The sequence below is a fragment of the Streptomyces sp. NPDC001222 genome, from assembly GCF_042896945.1.
GTDB classification, from domain to species: domain Bacteria; phylum Actinomycetota; class Actinomycetes; order Streptomycetales; family Streptomycetaceae; genus Streptomyces; species Streptomyces gibsoniae.
Genome location: NZ_JBIAXT010000046.1, coordinates 18,211 through 35,032, shown reverse-complemented (window position 1 = coordinate 35,032; position 16,822 = coordinate 18,211). Strand labels below are relative to the sequence as shown.

13 protein-coding genes are annotated in these 16,822 nt (G+C 71.3%); 7 read left to right on the top strand and 6 right to left on the bottom strand.

The annotated features are described in order from the left end of the window. Positions 1-125 precede the first annotated feature (125 nt). On the bottom strand, positions 126-1,931 hold the full coding sequence (locus tag ACFY2Z_RS37450) for a 3-hydroxyacyl-CoA dehydrogenase family protein (RefSeq protein WP_390748466.1): 1,806 nt from the start codon (positions 1,929-1,931) through the stop codon (positions 126-128). Positions 1,932-2,319: 388 nt separating this feature from the next. Between ACFY2Z_RS37450 and ACFY2Z_RS37445 the strand changes: the two genes are divergently transcribed. Beyond that, the gene (locus ACFY2Z_RS37445; RefSeq protein ID WP_390748465.1) at positions 2,320-2,895 is read left to right on the top strand and encodes an adenylosuccinate lyase; all 576 of its coding nucleotides are present in this window, start codon (positions 2,320-2,322) and stop codon (positions 2,893-2,895) included. Between the two features lie 150 nt (positions 2,896-3,045). Here ACFY2Z_RS37445 and ACFY2Z_RS37440 read toward each other — a convergent pair whose 3' ends face one another. The 5 genes from ACFY2Z_RS37440 to ACFY2Z_RS37420 all read right to left on the bottom strand — a co-directional run bounded on the left by ACFY2Z_RS37440 (position 3,046) and on the right by ACFY2Z_RS37420 (position 7,884). After that, positions 3,046-3,579, bottom strand: coding sequence for a GNAT family N-acetyltransferase (locus ACFY2Z_RS37440; RefSeq protein ID WP_390748464.1), 534 nt, complete (start codon positions 3,577-3,579; stop codon positions 3,046-3,048). Between the two features lie 82 nt (positions 3,580-3,661). Next, the gene (locus ACFY2Z_RS37435; protein WP_390748463.1) at positions 3,662-4,060 is read right to left on the bottom strand and encodes a RidA family protein; all 399 of its coding nucleotides are present in this window, start codon (positions 4,058-4,060) and stop codon (positions 3,662-3,664) included. 55 nt (positions 4,061-4,115) lie between these two features. Further along, positions 4,116-5,693 (bottom strand): alpha/beta hydrolase, encoded by a 1,578-nt coding sequence (locus tag ACFY2Z_RS37430; RefSeq protein ID WP_390748462.1) that lies wholly within the window; start codon positions 5,691-5,693, stop codon positions 4,116-4,118. A gap of 145 nt (positions 5,694-5,838) precedes the next feature. Continuing rightward, positions 5,839-6,909 (bottom strand): Rv2578c family radical SAM protein, encoded by a 1,071-nt coding sequence (locus ACFY2Z_RS37425; protein ID WP_390748461.1) that lies wholly within the window; start codon positions 6,907-6,909, stop codon positions 5,839-5,841. A gap of 588 nt (positions 6,910-7,497) precedes the next feature. After that, positions 7,498-7,884 carry a VOC family protein gene (locus ACFY2Z_RS37420; RefSeq protein ID WP_390748460.1) on the bottom strand — a complete coding sequence of 129 codons (387 nt, stop codon included), beginning with the start codon at positions 7,882-7,884 and terminating at the stop codon, positions 7,498-7,500. A 242-nt stretch (positions 7,885-8,126) separates the two neighbouring features. On the opposite strand from ACFY2Z_RS37420, the gene ACFY2Z_RS37415 reads away from it, so the two are divergent. The 6 genes from ACFY2Z_RS37415 (at position 8,127) to ACFY2Z_RS37390 (ending at position 16,797) form a co-directional block, all read left to right on the top strand. Further along, the gene (locus ACFY2Z_RS37415; RefSeq protein WP_390748459.1) at positions 8,127-8,600 is read left to right on the top strand and encodes a hypothetical protein; all 474 of its coding nucleotides are present in this window, start codon (positions 8,127-8,129) and stop codon (positions 8,598-8,600) included. A gap of 241 nt (positions 8,601-8,841) precedes the next feature. Beyond that, a complete protein-coding gene (locus ACFY2Z_RS37410; protein ID WP_390748458.1) occupies positions 8,842-9,786 on the top strand; it encodes an alpha/beta hydrolase in 945 nt (314 codons plus the stop codon). Positions 9,787-9,830: 44 nt separating this feature from the next. Continuing rightward, a complete protein-coding gene (locus ACFY2Z_RS37405; protein ID WP_311693480.1) occupies positions 9,831-10,274 on the top strand; it encodes an SRPBCC family protein in 444 nt (147 codons plus the stop codon). 619 nt (positions 10,275-10,893) lie between these two features. Continuing rightward, positions 10,894-13,293, top strand: a complete 2,400-nt coding sequence (locus ACFY2Z_RS37400) for an MFS transporter (protein WP_390748457.1) — start codon at positions 10,894-10,896, stop codon at positions 13,291-13,293. A 172-nt stretch (positions 13,294-13,465) separates the two neighbouring features. Then, positions 13,466-15,952: a SpoIIE family protein phosphatase gene (locus tag ACFY2Z_RS37395; RefSeq protein ID WP_390748456.1), complete on the top strand. Its 2,487-nt coding sequence runs from the start codon at positions 13,466-13,468 to the stop codon at positions 15,950-15,952. Positions 15,953-16,071: 119 nt separating this feature from the next. Continuing rightward, positions 16,072-16,797 carry a class I SAM-dependent methyltransferase gene (locus ACFY2Z_RS37390; protein ID WP_390748455.1) on the top strand — a complete coding sequence of 242 codons (726 nt, stop codon included), beginning with the start codon at positions 16,072-16,074 and terminating at the stop codon, positions 16,795-16,797. The last annotated feature ends 25 nt before the right edge of the window (positions 16,798-16,822 follow it).

Below are 16,822 nucleotides of genomic sequence, written 5' to 3'. Positions count from 1 at the left end.
ACTGCATGTGCGCAGGATGGCGCGCATGTCCCGGGTTCCCCCCGCCCCGCGCGGGCGGGGGGTCACCTTGGGGATCGAGCAGTCCGCCCCAGTCGGCGCCGCCTTGGAACCACTCGCCGGGCCGGTCAGCGCTTGGCATATTCGCGGAAGCCGCGGCCGGTCTTGCGGCCGAGGCAGCCCGCGGCCACCAGGTGTTCCAGCAGCGGCGCGGGCGCGAGGCCCGGGTCGCGGAACTCGCGGTGCAGGACCTTCTCGATGGCGAGCGAGACGTCCAGACCGACCACGTCGAGCAGTTCGAACGGCCCCATCGGGTAGCCGCCGCCCAGCTTCATCGCCGCGTCGATGTCGTCGAGGGACGCGTAGTGCTCCTGCACCATCTTCACCGCGTTGTTGAGGTACGGGAACAGCAGCGCGTTCACGATGAATCCGGCGCGGTCGCCGCAGTCCACCGGGTGCTTCCTGATCGACACGCACAGCTCGCGAACCGTCGAGTGCACATCGTCCGCGGTCAGCACCGTACGGACCACCTCGACCAGCTTCATGGCCGGCGCCGGGTTGAAGAAGTGCATGCCGATCACGTCCTGCGGACGCGAGGTGGCGCGGGCACAGGCGACGACGGGCAGGGAGGAGGTGGTGGTCGCGAGGATCGCGCCGGGCTTGCAGACCTTGTCGAACGTGGCGAACAGCTGCTGCTTGATCTCCAGGTCCTCGGCGACGGCCTCCAGGGCCAGGTCGACGTCGGCGAAGTCGTCGTAGCTGCCCGTCGGCCGGATCCGGTCGAGCGTCTGCGCGGCCGCCTCGGCCGTCATCCGGCCCTTGTCGACGGAGCGTGCCAGCGACTTGCCGATCCGGGCCTTCGCGACCTGTGCCTTCTCCTCGGTGCGGGCGGCGATGACCACTTCGTGACCGGCCTTGGCGAAGACCTCGGCGATCCCGGACGCCATGGTGCCGGAACCGGCGACGCCGACCGAGCGGACCTGGCGGCCCGGGGTCCGGGCGCCGTCCGTGAGGGGCGTCAGCGCGTCCCGCACGACGGTCGGGCTGCCGGGCGCCTCGTAGGTGTAGAAGCCGCGCCCCGACTTGCGGCCGGTCAGACCCGCCTCGCTGAGCTGCTTGAGGATCGGCGCGGGCGCGTGCAGCCGGTCGTGGGAGGCCGCGTACATGGCCTCCAGCACGGTGCGCGCGGTGTCGACGCCGATCAGGTCGAGCAGGGCGAGCGGGCCCATGGGCAGGCCGCAGCCCAGCCGCATCGCGGCGTCGATGTCCTCGCGGGAGGCGTACCTCGCCTCGTACATCGCGGCGGCCTGGTTGAGGTAGCCGAACAGCAGGCCGTCGGCGACGAATCCGGGCCGGTCGCCGACCGCGACGGGCTCCTTGCCCAGGTCGAGGGCGAGGTTGGTGACCGCGGTGACGGCGCCGGGCGCGGTCAGCACGGAGGAGACGACCTCGACCAGCTTCATGGCCGGTGCCGGATTGAAGAAGTGCAGTCCGAGGACCCGCTCGGGACGGGCCGAGTCGGCCGCGAGCCGGGTGACGGAGAGGGCGTTGGTGCCGGTGGCGAGGATGGCGTCCGGGCGCACGATGCCGTCGAGGGCGCTGAGGACCTGCTGCTTGATCTCGTACGACTCCGGGACCACCTCGATGACCAGGTCGGCCTCCGCGGCCGCCCGCAGGTCGGTGAAGGTGCGGAAGCGGGCGAGGGCGTCCTCGCGCTCCTGCTCGGTCAGGCGGCCCCGGCTCACGGCGCGGGCGGTGGCGGCGTCCAGCGCGGTGACGGCCTTGGTGGCCGCGGCCTCGCTGATGTCGATGCCGACGACCTCGCGGCCGGCCCGGGCCAGCACCTCGGCGATGCCGGTGCCCATCGTGCCGAGACCGACCACGGCAATGGTCTTGAGCGGGGACAGAGGGGTGTCGGACAGGGGAGTGGCCATCGCGGGACTCCAGGAATGAGGTGACGGCTGAGGGACGCGGCTGGATACGCCGAGAGGCGCACACAGTGCGGAAAACGCGGGTGTCTGCCGGGCTGACGAGCGCACACGCCCGGTGAGTCCACGGACGTGCACACGTCCGGGAGCGGTGATCCGACCGGCCCTGTCCCGGAGCCGGGTCGTACTGAGGTACGCGATGTACCGAACCGACCGCCCTCCCCTGCCTGACGGCGTGGGAGGTGCTTCTTGCGATGGCTGCGTCACCAAACCACCACAAGCCGCGAGTGGGTGACTCGCTCGATTGAGCTTAACCCGTGGGTAACGAGCGCGCCACCCCTCGACTTTGTGATGTAGGTCCCGAGGTTCGGTCGGCGCCCCTACTCTCTGGTCCATGGACGAAGCGTTGCGATCGCTCACGGAGCGTTTACGGGCCGAGGCCGGCTCCTCGCCCGGGTACGGACGGCTCGTCGCCACGGACGGGCTCGATGAGCTGGCCGCGGTGCTGACCGAGCCCGGACAGCCGCTGTGGGCCCGGGAGCTGGCGGCCTTCCGGCTGGGTGTCGCGGGGGACCGCAGGGCTTTCGAGACGCTGGTTCTTCTGCTCAACCATCGTGATCCCCAGCGGTGTGCGTCGGCCGCCCACGCCCTGGCCCGGCTCGGCGATCCGCGCACCGCCCGCGCTGCGGCCGCCCTCGCCACCAACGAACTCCGCGTCGCCTACGCGCTCCACCCCGTACGCCTGCTCGCCGCACTGCGCGCCCCCGAGTCCGTGCCCGCGCTGATCACCACCCTGCAGCGCAGACTGCGACCGCACGATCCGTACCGGAAAGTGGCGCTCGCATGTGTGGAGGGGCTCGGCGAACTGGGCGATGCCCGTGCCAGACCCGTGCTGAGCGAGGCGCTCGCCCATCCGGCGCTCGCCCAGGCCGCGGTGCACGCGCTCGCACGCATCCCCGCGGAGCGCTGAGCCTCAACTCCGGAGCGGCAGCGCGGCCGTGTACCGGACCTCGGGCACAGCCACCCCGTGAAACCCGTGCTGAGCGAGGCGCTCGCCCATCCGGCGCTTGCCCAGGCCGCGGTGCACGCGCTCGCACGCATCCCCGCGGAGCGCTGAGCCTCAACTCCGGAGCGGCAGCGCGGCCGTGTACCGGACCTCGGGCACAGCCACCCCGTGAACCTCGAACGACTCCTCGGCGTCGTCGGCCCGGAATCCGGCCCGCTCGTAGAAGTGCCGGGCGAGGACGTTGCCCTTGAGCACCCACAGATGCATTCGGGGGTGTCCGGCCGCCGTGCACCTGCGGGCCGCCTCCGTGAGCAGGGCGCGTCCGATACCGCTCCCGAGCAGGCCGGGGGCCACATAGAGCGCGTACAACTCGGCGTCCCCGGTGCGGACCTCGCCCTCCCGGTACGGTCCGTGCGCGGCCCACCCGACCGTCTCGCCGCCGCGTTCGGCCACCAGGTCCACCGCCCGGCCGTCCCCCTGCGCGAGACGGGCGCGGCGCTGTTCGGCGTCGGCGTCCACGTCGAGTGTGTCGAGATACGACTGGGGGACCAGCCCCCGGTAGGCGGTCCGCCAGCCGCCGACACGGATCTCGCTCACGCGTCGGCAGTCGGCGAACGTCATGTCGCGGATGCGCAGCCGGCCGTCCATGACGGAACCGTAGACGGGTACGGCCGCGCCGGGCCACGGGATATCCCGGCAGCGGCACGGGCTGCCCCGGCAGCGCCACGGGTTATTCGGGCAGCACCGCGAACGCCTCGATCTCCATCAGGAACTCGGGGCCCACCAGCGCCGCCACCTGCACCGCCGACGAGGCCGGCAGACGGTCCCCGGGTATGTGCGCGGCGCGGGCCGCGCGGATCGCCGGCAGATATGCCATGTCCGTGACGAAGCAGGTGAGTTTGACCACGTCGTCGAACGTGGCCCCGGCTGCGGCCAGGCAGCGGCGCAGATTCTCGAAGACCTGCCGGGCCTGTGCCGCCGGATCTCCCTCGCCGACGGGCTTTCCGTCCTCGTCCAGCGCCAGCTGGCCGGAGATCGCGACGAAGCGTCCGGTGCCCATGACTACATGCGTGTACGCGGCGGCAGGGGCGACCCCGTCGGGGGCGGGGATTCGGGTCAGCTCACTCATGGGTCCATGGTGGACCACGAGTCTGACAACGCCCCCGACGTGCCGGGCGGTCCGCTCAGCCGCGGTAGCCCAGCAGGCCGTGCAGCGTCGAACCGCGCTCGGAGGCACCGGCCGCCTTGGTGGTCTTCGGTTCGGGGTCGGGCAGCTTCGGGCACATCGCGTCGATTCCGCCGGCCGCGCGCGGCACGGTGCCGGCGGTGAGATACGTCGCGAGGTACTTGTCGAGGCAGGCGTTCCCGCTCAGCGAGATGCCGTGGTTGCCGCCGCCCTCCTCCACCACCAGGCTGGAGCCGCGCAGCAGTTGATGCATCGTCACACCGCCGTGGTAGGGGGTGGCGGCGTCGTTGGTCGCCTGGAACAGCAGTGTCGGCGGCAGCGCGTCGTTGGCCACGTTCACCGGCCGTAGCGAGGTCGTCGGCCAGAAGGCGCACGGTGCGTTGTACCAGGTGTTGTTCCAGGTCATGAACGGTGCCTTGTCGTACACCGCCCAGCTGTCCTTGCGCCACTGCGCCCAGTCGCGCGGCCAGTAGGTGTCACGGCACTGCACCGCGGCGTAGATGCTGTAGCCGTTGTCGCCCGAGGCGGGGACCGCGCCCAGGGTGCGGTAGGCGTCGACCAGCGGCCCGGAGTTCCCGTCGTTCACATAGGCTGCGAACGCGGTGGCCAGGCGCGGCCAGTAGCCGTTGTAGTAGCCGCCCGGCATGTAGGTGTCCTCCAGTTCGGAGGCGCCCACCGTGTTCTGTGCGGGGCTCTTGGCCAGCGCCGCCCGCATCGCGTACCACTTGGCCTCGACCACGGCCGGGTCGGTGCCGAGCCGGTAGGTGGTGTCGTTGCGGGCGACCCAGGCCAGGAAGGCCAGATGACGGTCGTTGAACGCGTAGTCCTGTTGGATGTTGTCGTCGTACCAGACGCCCGTGGGATCGACGATCGAGTCGAGCACCAGGCGGCGCACCCGCTGCGGGAACAGCCTGGCGTAGACCGCGCCCAGGTAGGTGCCGTAGGAGTAGCCGAAGTAGCTCACCTTGTCGGCCCCGAGCGCCTGCCGGATCGTGTCCAGGTCCCGGGCGGCACTGATCGTGTTGATGTAGGGCAGCACGCTCGCGTACTTCAGGGCGCAGTCCCGGGCGAAGCCCGTGGCCCGGTCGAGATTGGCCAGCTCCAGCGCGGGCGTGCTGGGCACCGAGTCGGGGCGCACCGGGTCGAAGTGGCCGGGACGGCAGTTCAGGGCCGGCTCGCTCTTGCCCACGCCCCGCGGGTCGAAGCCGATGACGTCGTACTGCGCCGCCACTGCCTTGGGCAGCGCGGACGCGACGAATCCGGCGAGCTTCAGACCGCTGCCGCCGGGCCCGCCCGGGTTGACCAGCAGCGGCCCCCGAGATGTCTTCGCGGTGTGCGGGACGCGCGACAGCGCCACCGTGATCTGCCGTCCGCGCGGATCGGCGTAGTCGAGCGGCATCGTCACGGACCCGCACTGGAGCGTCGGATGCGTGGCGGTGCCGCAGTTCTTCCAGGAGAGTTCGGCCGCTTGCGCGGTGTCCGCGGGGCGCGGCGGGGTCGCGTCGGCCGGGACCGCGGTGAGCATCCCGGCGACCATGACGGCGGCACCGCACAGCGCGGCTGCGCCTTTTCTCATTTCAGTCCTCCCAGGACGGAGGGGGTGGACCACGGCTGTCAGGTCCTCGCCGCATGGTCCCGGAAAGAGCCGCCCGAAAGAGCGTGTTCTGACGGCACTTGACCCAATCGGGTAGCCGGAAGCGCTCGGATGCCCTGCGGCGCGGTCACAGGAGGGAGAGCTGGGTGGGCCCGGTGACGGCCGGCTCGGTCGGCGTGGGGCCGGGCCCGGCATGGGCGGACGCCACGGGCTCGGGCCGTCTGATCCGCCGCGGCATCCCCGGCGGCGTGGGTCCGATGCCGTACTCCCGTGCCAGTTCGTGCACCTGACGGGTGATCCGGCGCTGATACCACTTCGGGGCGTAGGCGCCCTCCGCGTACAGTCGCTCGTAACGGCGTACGAGCCAGGGGTGCCGCTGCTGCAGCCAGGCCATGAACCACTCGCGGGCGCCCGGGCGCAGATGCAGCACCAGCGGGGTCACCGACGTGGCCCCGGCGGCGGCGATCGCCTTCACGGTGGCGCGCAGTTGGGCCGGATGGTCGCCGAGGAACGGGATCACAGGGGCCATCAGCACACCGCAGCCGATGCCGTGCTCGCTGAGGGTGCGCACCACGTCCAGACGCCGCTCCGGGGCGGGGGTGCCCGGTTCGACGGTGCGCCACAGCTCCTGGTCCACGAAGCCGACGGAGACGGAGATGCCGACGTCGGTGACCTCCGACGCCTGCTTGAGCAGATCGAGGTCGCGCAGGATCAGGGTGCCCTTGGTGAGGATGGAGAAAGGGTTCGCATGGTCGAGCAGGGCCGAGATGATGCCCGGCATCAGCCGGTAGCGGCCCTCGGCACGCTGGTAGCAGTCGACGTTGGTGCCCATCGCGATGTGCTCGCCGCGCCAGCGGCGCGAGCCGAGATGGGTGCGCAGCAACTCCGGGGCGTTGACCTTCACCACGATCTGGGAGTCGAAGCCGAGTCCCGTGTCGAGGTCCAGATAGCTGTGCGTCTTGCGCGCGAAGCAGTACACGCACGCGTGCGTACACCCTCGATACGGGTTGACCGTCCACTCGAACGGCATACGGGAGGCGCCCGGCACCCGGTTCACGATCGAGCGGGCCCGGACCTCGTGGAAGGTGATACCGCGGAACTCCGGGGTGTCGAAGGTGCGAGTCGTGACCGTGTCCGCGTCGAACAGCGCGGCGTCACGGGGCGTGGCGGGGTTCTCGGCCAGATGGTCCCAGCGCATGGGCACCTCCTAGGTAGCACTGGCCACAGAATAGAACACACGTTCCCATGATCGCGAGGGGGATTCGATCGGAGGTTCGATTCTCTGATCTGTCGGCTCTGACCTGCTGTTCTTCTCCGGGCACCCCGGACCGGATGACCGCGCGATGGCTGGGGCGGCGCGTCCATCGTCCCCCGTGACGCGATCTGCGGCATTGCGGAGGGGAAATGCGCTTACAAGGCGAATCGTTCCGCTGGGGGAGCGTCTCCGTGCGGTGTTCCCAAGCGGAAGGAGCCGGCGGAATGGCCGACCGGAAGCAGATCAGGGGGCGTCGGTGCGGATCTCTTCGGGATCCAGGACCAATGTGTGGGGTCTCGACGCGGCAGGCGACATCTACCGCTACACAGGCCACCTGCCGGGCCGACCCGCCCGCGCCTCACGGATCAGTGCGCCGCCCGAACGCTTCACGCGGCACGACGGCGCACCGTCTGGACCGACGACCCGCGCGGCTGGTCCTCGGCGGCGACTGCACTACGTTGCGCTCGCCGAGGGGCGCCTGTCCCGTCCCGGCGAGTCGCTGCGAGAAGCTCCCGGCGCCGCTCGGTCGTGTCAGTCCTTACCGCTGCCGTACGGCCTGGTCAGTATCTCCAGGTTGTGTCCGTTCGGGTCGTCGAAGTACGCCCCGCGGCCGCCGTCGTTGTGGTTGATCTCGCCGGGGTGGTGGTGGTGCGGGTCGGCCCAGTAGGTCAGGCCCGCCTGGCGGACACGGGTGAAGATCGTGTCGAAGTCGTCCTCGGAGACGAGGAACGCATAGTGCTGCGGGGTGATCGACTCGTCCGTGTCCATGTAGTCCAGCGTCACGCCGTTCGGCATCTGCACCGGGACGAACGGACCGTACTCCGGTGCCACCTCCAGACCCAGCAGATCCGCGAGGAACCGTGCGGACGCCTGCTTGTCGTGCGCGGCGACGATCGTGTGGTTGAGTTCGACTGCCATCGGTCGGCCTCCATCCCCCTGTGTGGCAGAACCACTGTCCACGCTAGCAACCGCCCGGCCCGGCGCCATCGGTCTCTGGTCCCGTTCCGCTCCGCCCAGCGACCGAGGCCGGGGCCGATATCGATACCGATACCGATACCGAGACGGAGAGCCAGGGGCGCCTCTCGCCCTACCCGGCCTGCCCGGTCGCCGCCCATAGGATGGCCGTCCCGGCCTGCCGCCCCGGCGCGCGGCCCGCGTTCGTGGCCGAGATCCTCGCCGACGCCGGAACTGACGTGACGCTGATGAAAGGCATCGAGCGTGGCACGTGGCTGCGGCCCGGCCGGACCATCACCGACGTCACCGGTGTCGGTGCGGAGCGGGTCGTGGTGCTCTCGGGGCCGAACCTGGCGCGCGAGCTGACACGAACCGGAAGCGGTCGAGCCCCGGTTGCCGGCGAACGAGTGGCTGAGGCGCACGACGAGGGCCGAGGACACCCCTCACCGCCGTACGCCGGGCGGTCGCTCAGGTGCATGAGCGTGGCTACTTCTTCGACAAGGACACCGGGATGCGGGGCGTTCTCGGGAATGGCCGCGCCGGTCCCGTCGAGGACCACGGACCCGTACATGGCCATGACCATCTCGGCGATCAACGACCGGCTTCCCCCTTCGCGTGTCGACGAGCCGGCCCCCTTGCTGTTGGAGGCGGCCCGGGAGATCACCGCGTTCATTCGGTGAGCGAGCGGGCGGGCGGCGGGCTCAGGGCTTTCGTCCGCAGGGCGCCGCCTCGAAGCGGTGCGGTGTCGCCGGCCGCGGCGTGGATTCGATCAGGTGAGATTCGGTCACGTGTTTGACTTTTTGGGTGCATCGTCTCTGACCTGCTGTTTTTCCTGGGTGGCAGCCAAGAGAGGTGAGTGCGCTGGGGCGTGGTCGGCGCGTCCACCGTCGTCCCTGCCGGGATCTGCGTCATAACGGACGGGTGGAGACGTCGAAACCGTCGCAGCCCCTGTCCGCGGGCGTGCGCCCCCTTACCCTGGACGCCGCGGGCGTCACCCTGTCCTGTCTGCTCGCCGAGCCACCGGACGGACAGCCGCGGGCCACCGTGATCGCCGTGCACGGCGGTGGCATGACGGCCGGCTACTTCGACGGACAGGCCCACCCCGACCTGTCCCTGCTGACACTCGGCGCCCGGCTCGGCTTCACCGTGCTCGCCCTCGACCGGCCCGGCTACGGACTGTCCGCCGGACAACTCCCCGCAGGCCAGACGCTGGCCGAGCAGGTCGAGGTGCTGGACGAGGTCATGGACGGGTTCGCGCAGCGGCATGCCACGGGCGCGGGGTTCTTTCTGCTGGCCCACTCCTACGGCGGCAAACTCGCCCTCCTCACCGCCGCGCACACCCACCGGCCGCTCGCCGTGGACGTGTCGGGCTGCGGCTACCGCTACGACATCGAACCGGCCGAGCTGCCCCGGGTCCTCAGCCGATCCTCCTGGGGGCGCAACTGGGGGCCGCTGCGGCTGTATCCGCCGGACACCTTCCGCTCGCTCGGCGCTCTGGTGGCCCCCATGCCGGTGCGTGAGGCGGACGAAGTCGCCCGCTGGCCGGGCATCTTCGACGACATCGCGGCCCGCGTCCGGGTCCCGGTGCGCATGACCTTCGCCGAGCACGAGGCATGGTGGCTGCACGGGGAGCGGGACGTCGCGGAGATCACCGCCCGGCTGACCGGGGCCCCCGCGCTCCGGGTCGAGCACCAGCCGGACGCCGGCCACAACATCAGCCTGGGCTGGGCGGCACGCTCGTACCATCTGCGCGCCCTGGGCTTCTTCGAGGAGTGTCTCGCTACGCTCCGGGCCCGGCGCCGCCGTCCGGGCACGACCGACCGTCCGGTACCGGCGGTCCCGTCCGCCACCGCGCCCGGGGTGTGATGGGATGGCGGACACCCCATCAGACGTACAGGAAGAGGATGGTCATGGCGCAGGTCGAGGCCACGACGGAGCGGATCATCGCGGCGGACGCGGAGACGGTGTTCGACACCCTCGCCGACTACAGCGGCGCCCGCGCGCGACTGCTGCCCGAGCAGTTCAGCGAGTACGAGGTGCGCGAGGGCGGCGACGGCGAGGGCACCCTCGTGCACTGGAAGCTCCAGGCCACCAGCAAGCGCGTCCGTGACTGCCTGCTCGAGGTCAGCGAGCCGACCGACGGCGAGCTGGTCGAGAAGGACCGCAACTCCTCCATGGTGACCACCTGGCGGGTCACCCCGGCCGGAGAGGGCAAGTCCCGGGTCGTCGTGACCACCACTTGGAAGGGCGCCGGCGGCATCGGCGGCTTCTTCGAGAAGACGTTCGCGCCCAAGGGCCTCGCCCGGATCTACGACGCGGAACTCGCGAAGCTGGCCGCCGAGGTGGAGAAGTGACCCAGACGCCGGCCTGACGCGGGCGGCCCCGTGACGCGGGTGGTGCGTGTCGCCGGTGACGCCGGTGGTGCGTACGGCCGGTGACGCCGGTGGTGCGTACGGCCGGTGGTGCGTGTCGCCCGTGACGCCGGTGGTGCGTGTCGCCCGTGACGCCGATGGTGCGTGTCGCCCGTGACGCCGATGGTGCGTGATGCCCGTGACGCGGGTGGTGCGTGATGCCCGTGACGCGGGTGGTGCGTGTCGCCGGTGACGCAGGTGGTGCGTGTCGCCGGTGACGCCGGTGGTGCGTGTCGCCCGTGACGCCGGTGGCCCCGTGAACCCGGCGTGAAGCGACGCCGTACGCGACCGGCGTAAGCCGTCTGCTTCGTCGTGACCCCTTGTGCGCTCCGGGGCGCCAAATCCCGATTCCGAGCCCCCGGAGCGCACTCCGTCAGTCGTCCGGCTGAATCTCACGCTCACCGTTTCGAGTGGTTTTCCGCATGGCGTGCTTGTACGCCGTAGGGCTCCGACCGGCGGATACCTCCGGACCGCTCCGTTCCGCGGCAACTCGCCGCGCTTGAACCAGTTGTCGCGCAATGCGAGAAATGGGCGGCGCAGCGGCGACGAGGGGAGCGGATACGTGGGCGGGACGACGGTGATGGACGTGGACAGCGAGCGGGCCCTGCCGCCCGGGCTCCTGGACGCGCTTCAGGAGCCCGCCGCTGCCGAACGCCCCGTGGCGCTCGCACCCGGCCGGGTGCGCCTCGTCTTCGTCGGGCTGATGCTCGCGCTGCTGCTCGCGGCCCTCGACCAGATGATCGTGGCCACCGCGCTTCCGAAGATCGTCGGCGAACTGCACGGCCTGGACCGGATGTCCTGGGCCATCACGGCCTATCTGCTGACCTCCACCGTGGGACTGCCGGTCTACGGCAAGGGCGGGGACCTGTTCGGCCGCAAGGGCGTGTTCCAGTTCGCGATCGCCGTGTTCGTCCTCGGATCCGCGCTCGCGGGCCGGGCCGGGACCATGGACCAGCTGATCGCCTTCCGCGCCGTCCAGGGCATCGGGGCCGGCGGGCTGATGATCGGTGTGCAGGCGATCATCGCCGATATCGTCCCGCCCCGTGAACGCGGCCGGTTCATGGGCCTGATCGGCGCCGTCTTCGGCCTCGCCTCGGTCGCCGGACCGCTGCTGGGCGGTTACTTCACCGACCATCTCTCCTGGCGCTGGTGCTTCTACATCAACGTGCCCTTCGGTCTGATCACCCTGGCCGTGGTCACCGTGGTGCTGAAACTGCCGAAGCCCGCGGCGAAGGGCCGCCGGCTCGACGTGCCCGGCACCCTGCTGCTGGCGTCCGCCTCCACCTGCCTGGTGCTGCTGACCAGTTGGGGCGGCACCGAGTACGCGTGGGGGTCACACGTCATCCTGGGACTCGGCGCGGGAGCGGTCGTCGCGATCGCCCTCTTCCTGATCGCCGAGCGGTTCGCCGGCGAACCCCTCATCCCGCTGCGGCTGTTCCGCGACTCCGTCTTCAACATCACCGCCCTGGTGGGCCTGGTGGTCGGAGTGGCGCTGTTCGGCGCCGCCAGCTATCTGCCCACCTTCCTCCAGATGGTCGACGGGGCGAGCGCCACGGAGTCCGGGCTGCTGATGCTGCCGATGATGGCGGGGATCGTCGGCGCGTCCGTGATCGGCGGGCAACTCGTGAGCCACACCGGCCGGTACAAGGTGTTCCCGGTCCTCGGCACCGCCGTGGCGGCCGTCGGCATGTGGCTGCTGTCCCGGCTCGACGTGGACACGCCCCGGCTGCAGTACAGCGTGTGGATGGCGGTCCTCGGGGCAGGCATCGGCATGGTCATGCCGGTGCTGGTCCTCGCCGTGCAGAACTCGGTGCGCCCCGCCGACCTCGGTACCGCGACCAGCGCCAACAACTACTTCCGGCAGATCGGCGGAAGCGTGGGGGCGGCCGTCTTCGGCACTCTGTTCGCGAACCGCCTCACCGACGCGCTGGCGCAACGCCTCCCGCCGCACCTGGGCACCCGGCTGCCCGACCCCGAGTCCATCACCCCACAGCTCGTCCACGCGCTGCCGCCCGCACTGCGGGACACGTACATCGAGGCGTACGCCGACGCGATGCCGAGGGTCTTCCTCTATTTCGTGCCGGTGCTCGTCCTCGGCCTGCTCATCGCCTTCTTCCTCAAGGAGAAACCGCTGGTGTCCCACAACGCCCCCGTCGAGTCCCCGCCCGCCACGCAGGTCCCGCCGGCCCGTACGCCGTACGCCGCGGGAGTGCCCGTCTGCGGCACGGTCCAGCACCCCGACGGTACGGTCGTGCCGCGTGCGGCGCTCACCCTCATCGATGTCGCGGGACAGCAGATCGGGCGCGGTGCGAGCGGCGAGGACGGGCGGTACGCCCTGTCCACGCCGGGATCCGGGTCCTACGTCCTGATCGCCGCGGCCGGCGGTCACCAGCCGCAGGCGGTCTCGGTGACCGTGGGCGAGCGCCCGGTGGAGCTGGACGTCGTGCTCGGCGGCGCGGGCCGGCTGGCGGGCTGTGTGCTGACGGCCGACGGCACGCCGGTGCGCGACGCCAACGTCACGCTCACCAATGTGCACGGCGAGGTGGTCGCGAGCACCCGCAGCGGGCGTGAAGGCGGCTATGTCATCACGGAGTTGGTGGCCGGGGAGTACACCCTGGCCGCCAGTGCGCCCGCGTTCCGCCCGGCCGCGCTGCCCGTCTCCGTACAGGCCTCGCGGGAGACCCGGCAGGACGTCGAACTCGCGGGGGGTGCGGTGCTGCGCGGGACCGTGCGCGCGGGCGGCGGACGGCCGGTCGAGGACGCCCGGGTCACGCTCCTCGACGCGGCGGGCAATGTCGTCGACACGCTGACGACGGGGGCCGACGGAACGTTCCGGTTCGTCGATCTGTCGTCCGGGGAGTACACCGTGATCGCCGCGGGTTACCCCCCGGTGGCCACCGTGCTGCAGGTCGCCGGGGGCGGCCGGACGGAACGCGACCTTCAGCTGGGCCACGAGGACTGACGGGTCCCCGCGCCCGCCCGGCCCAGCCGCGTCAACTGCCCGCCCGGCGCGCCCCCTTGAGCGCCGGAGGCGCCCCGGGGGCAATTCGCGTAATACCCCACACGGTACCCGGGTGCCGCCGTACCGTGGTGCTGCGCACAGATCTTGGACGCGGGGAGAGAGGGCCTGGGTCATGGACCGTGGCACCGAGACGCGCACGCTTCCCGGCCACCCGGCCGGGGACGGCGCGGCCGGCCGTATCCCCCTCGCCGTGGTCGTGGTCGACCGCGACGGGCTGGTCTCACACTGGAGCCGGGGCGCCCGGATACTGTTCGGCGCATCCCGAGAGGACGCGATCGGCAGGTCCGCCGTCGATCTGCTGCCGGTCTCCGGAGCCCTCCCCGAGGAGCACGAGACCGCGCCCTACGGGGCGTACGCGATGGACGACGGAGTCGGTCCCGGGCTGGAGTCCTCCCTCGACGGGCGGCTGTCCTATCCGGCCGCGGGACGCGCCCGCCTCACCGCGCCGGACCGCGAGCGGGGCAGTGCACAGCTCCCCTCGGCCGAGCGGCGGGGAAGGGTCGATGTGCTGTGGTGGGCCTACCCCCTGGTGGGCCCTGGCCACGAACGGCTGCTGGTGCTGGCGGCCGACGCGGACGCCCTGCGCCACGAGAGCGACGGCACGGTGATCGAGCGGGTCGCGCCCAGCTTCGCCCTGCACACCGACTTCCCCGGCGCCGAGGAACTCGCCCGGCGGCTGCCCGAGATCCTGCCCAGCATGAGCGTCGGCGAGAGCGCCCGGATCGTCGCGCAGGTCCTCGAACTGGGCTACCCGATTCTGGAGTTCAGCCAGAACGACCGGGTGCCGGTCACCCCTGACTGGGGTGTGGCCCGGCGCGCGGAGCGCAAGGCGCGCCGGGAGCGGGCGGCGCGGGCCGTCGCGGCCGGTGAGCCGGTGCCGGACGAACTCCAGGACGAGGGCGAGGACCTGGAGTACGTCGCGGTGCGCGAGCGCCTGGAGTTCCTCAACGAGGTCAGCGGCAAGATCGGCACCTCGCTCGACCTGTCCCGGACGATCAACGAGGTCAGCAAGGCCGTCGTGCCCCGCTTCACGGACGTGGCCGGCACCTATCTGCGCGAACAGGTCGTCGCCGGCGAGGGGTTCCCCGACGGTGTCCCCGACACCACCACCATGTGGCACCGTGTCGCCGTCGAGCACACCGACGAGCCGGGCCGCTGGGACGATGTCGTACCGGTAGGCGAGGCCATGCCGTTCCCCGCGCACACACCGTTCTTCCAGTGCATGACCAGCGGCGAGCCCGTCCTCGTACCCCGGATCAGCGAGGAGATGGGGCACGCGATCGCCGCGCAGTTCGACAAGCGCGACATCCGGCCCCTGATCAACCACCGGTCCATGCTGGTCGTGCCCCTGAAGGCGCGCAACGTGGTGCTGGGCTTCATGATCCTGCTGCGCCACCCGGAGCGTGCCGAGTTCAACGACATGGACCGGGTCACCGGCGCCGAACTCGCCGCCCGGGCCGCGCTCGTGCTCGACAACGCCCGCATGTACACGTACCAGGAGAACGTCGCGGAGACGCTCCAGGACAGCATGCTCCCGCACATAGCGCCCCGCATGGCGGGCTGCGACATCGCCACCCGCTATCTGCCGGGCACCCTGCGCGGACGGATCGGCGGCGACTGGTTCGACTCCGTGAAACTGCCCGGCGCACGCACCGCCCTGGTCGTCGGTGACGTCATGGGCCATGGACTCAACTCCGCCGCGATGATGGGTCAGTTGCGCACGGCCGTGCAGACCATGGCCGCCCTCGACCTGCCGCCCGCCCAACTGCTGCGCAACCTGGACGACCTCGCCCAGCGACTCGGCGACACCTATCTCGCGACCTGTCTGTACGCCGTCTACGACCCGATCGCGAGCGAGCTGCACCTCGCCAACGCCGGCCACATCCCGCCTGTGATCGTGCGCGCCGACGACGGGCGCAGCGAGCTGCTCGACCTGCCCACCGGCGCCCCCATCGGCGTCGGCGGGGTGCCGTTCGAGTCCGTACGGGTTCCGGTGGCGCCCGGAGACCGCCTGGTGATGTGCACCGACGGACTGGTCGAGATGCGCGGCGAGGACATCGGTGTCGGCCTCGCGACGCTGTGCGAGTCCGCCGCGCACCCGGCGGCCTCGATGGACGACGCCTGCGACACGATCATCCGCTCCCTCAACACCCGCGGCGGCCGCAAGGACGACGTGGCGCTGCTGATGGCCCGGTTGAACGGCATCGAGCCCGACGACGTCGCGGTGTGGCGGCTCGCGCCCGAGCCGGTCGAGGCCGGCCGGGCCCGGTCGGTGGTCCGCGAACAGCTCCATGAGTGGGGGCTCGGCGCGCTCGCGGACAACGCGGAACTGATGGTCAGCGAGCTCGTCACCAACTCCGTACGACATGCGCACGGCCGTCGGGTGGAACTGCGCCTGGTACGCGGCGACACCCTGTTGTGCGAGGTGGACGACGACGACCACACGCTGCCCACGCTGTTGCACGCGGGCCCCGGTGACGAGTTCGGGCGCGGGCTGCGTGTGGTCAGCACCCTGGCTCGTGAGTGGGGAACCAGCCGTACGAGCGCGGGCAAGACGGCGTGGTTCGAACTGACGCTGCCGCGCGTGCCGCGTCGCTGAAGGGGCGTGGCCTTCTTACACAGGATCGCGCCCGGCGCTTGTCGCCTCGCGCCGGGCGCGATAGACCGATCTCGCCCGTCACCTCCGGCGGGCTGCGGTCGCATCCTGGGGAGTTGGGCATGAGCGTGACGAGTCCGTACCGACAGGCCTGGGAGGGCTTCTGGAGCGAGGCCCCGGATGACGCGGAAGCCGTCTTCTGGGACGCGGACCCGGCGCTGACCGCGGCCGTCCATCTCCCCCTGTTCACACCGCTGCTGGCGGATCCTGGGCTGCCCCTTCTGGACCTCGGGTGTGGGAACGGCACCCAGACCCGCTTCCTGGCCGGCCGCTTCCCGCATGTCGTCGGCGTGGACCTGGCGGCCTCGGCCCTCGACCACGCCCGCCGCGCCGATCCCGCGGGGACGGCCGGATACCGCGTGCTCGACGCGACCGAGAAGAGCGAGACCGCGACGCTGCACGCCGAACTCGGCGACACCAACGTCTATATGCGGGGCGTGCTCCACCAGTGCGAGCCCGACGACCGGCAGCCACTCGTCGACGGCATCGCGACGCTGGTGGGGGAGCGCGGCCGGGTCTTCCTCGTCGAACTCGCCGAGGCGGCAGGGATCGCACTGAAAGCCCTGGCACAGGGGCCCGAGGGACCGCCCGCCAAGCTGGCCCCCGTCTTCCGGCACGGCATCGCGCCCGGTGAGGTGGCCGATGCCGTGGTGCCGGAGTATCTGCGCGCCGCGGGTCTGACGGTGCTGGCGAGTGGCGAACTGCCCCTGGTCACCACCGAGCACACGGCGGACGGCTCCCGTATCGAGGTGCCGTCGAAATGGATCGTGGCGGGCCGGACCGCCTGACGGGCTGTCTCCCCCTGCGGGGCGA

Excerpts from the sequence above, each read along its gene's own strand:
- ACFY2Z_RS37405 (WP_311693480.1), top strand. The coding sequence starts at position 9,831 with ATGGCGCAGGTCGAGGCCACGACGGAGCGGATCATCGCGGCGGACGCG.
- ACFY2Z_RS37390 (WP_390748455.1), top strand. The coding sequence starts at position 16,072 with ATGAGCGTGACGAGTCCGTACCGACAGGCCTGGGAGGGCTTCTGGAGC.
- ACFY2Z_RS37430 (WP_390748462.1), bottom strand. The coding sequence starts at position 5,693 with ATGAGAAAAGGCGCAGCCGCGCTGTGCGGTGCCGCCGTCATGGTCGCC.
- ACFY2Z_RS37440 (WP_390748464.1), bottom strand. The coding sequence starts at position 3,579 with ATGGACGGCCGGCTGCGCATCCGCGACATGACGTTCGCCGACTGCCGA.
- ACFY2Z_RS37395 (WP_390748456.1), top strand. The coding sequence starts at position 13,466 with ATGGACCGTGGCACCGAGACGCGCACGCTTCCCGGCCACCCGGCCGGG.
- ACFY2Z_RS37435 (WP_390748463.1), bottom strand. The coding sequence starts at position 4,060 with ATGAGTGAGCTGACCCGAATCCCCGCCCCCGACGGGGTCGCCCCTGCC.
- ACFY2Z_RS37445 (WP_390748465.1), top strand. The coding sequence starts at position 2,320 with ATGGACGAAGCGTTGCGATCGCTCACGGAGCGTTTACGGGCCGAGGCC.
- ACFY2Z_RS37450 (WP_390748466.1), bottom strand. The coding sequence starts at position 1,931 with ATGGCCACTCCCCTGTCCGACACCCCTCTGTCCCCGCTCAAGACCATT.
- ACFY2Z_RS37420 (WP_390748460.1), bottom strand. The coding sequence starts at position 7,884 with ATGGCAGTCGAACTCAACCACACGATCGTCGCCGCGCACGACAAGCAG.
- ACFY2Z_RS37425 (WP_390748461.1), bottom strand. The coding sequence starts at position 6,909 with ATGCGCTGGGACCATCTGGCCGAGAACCCCGCCACGCCCCGTGACGCC.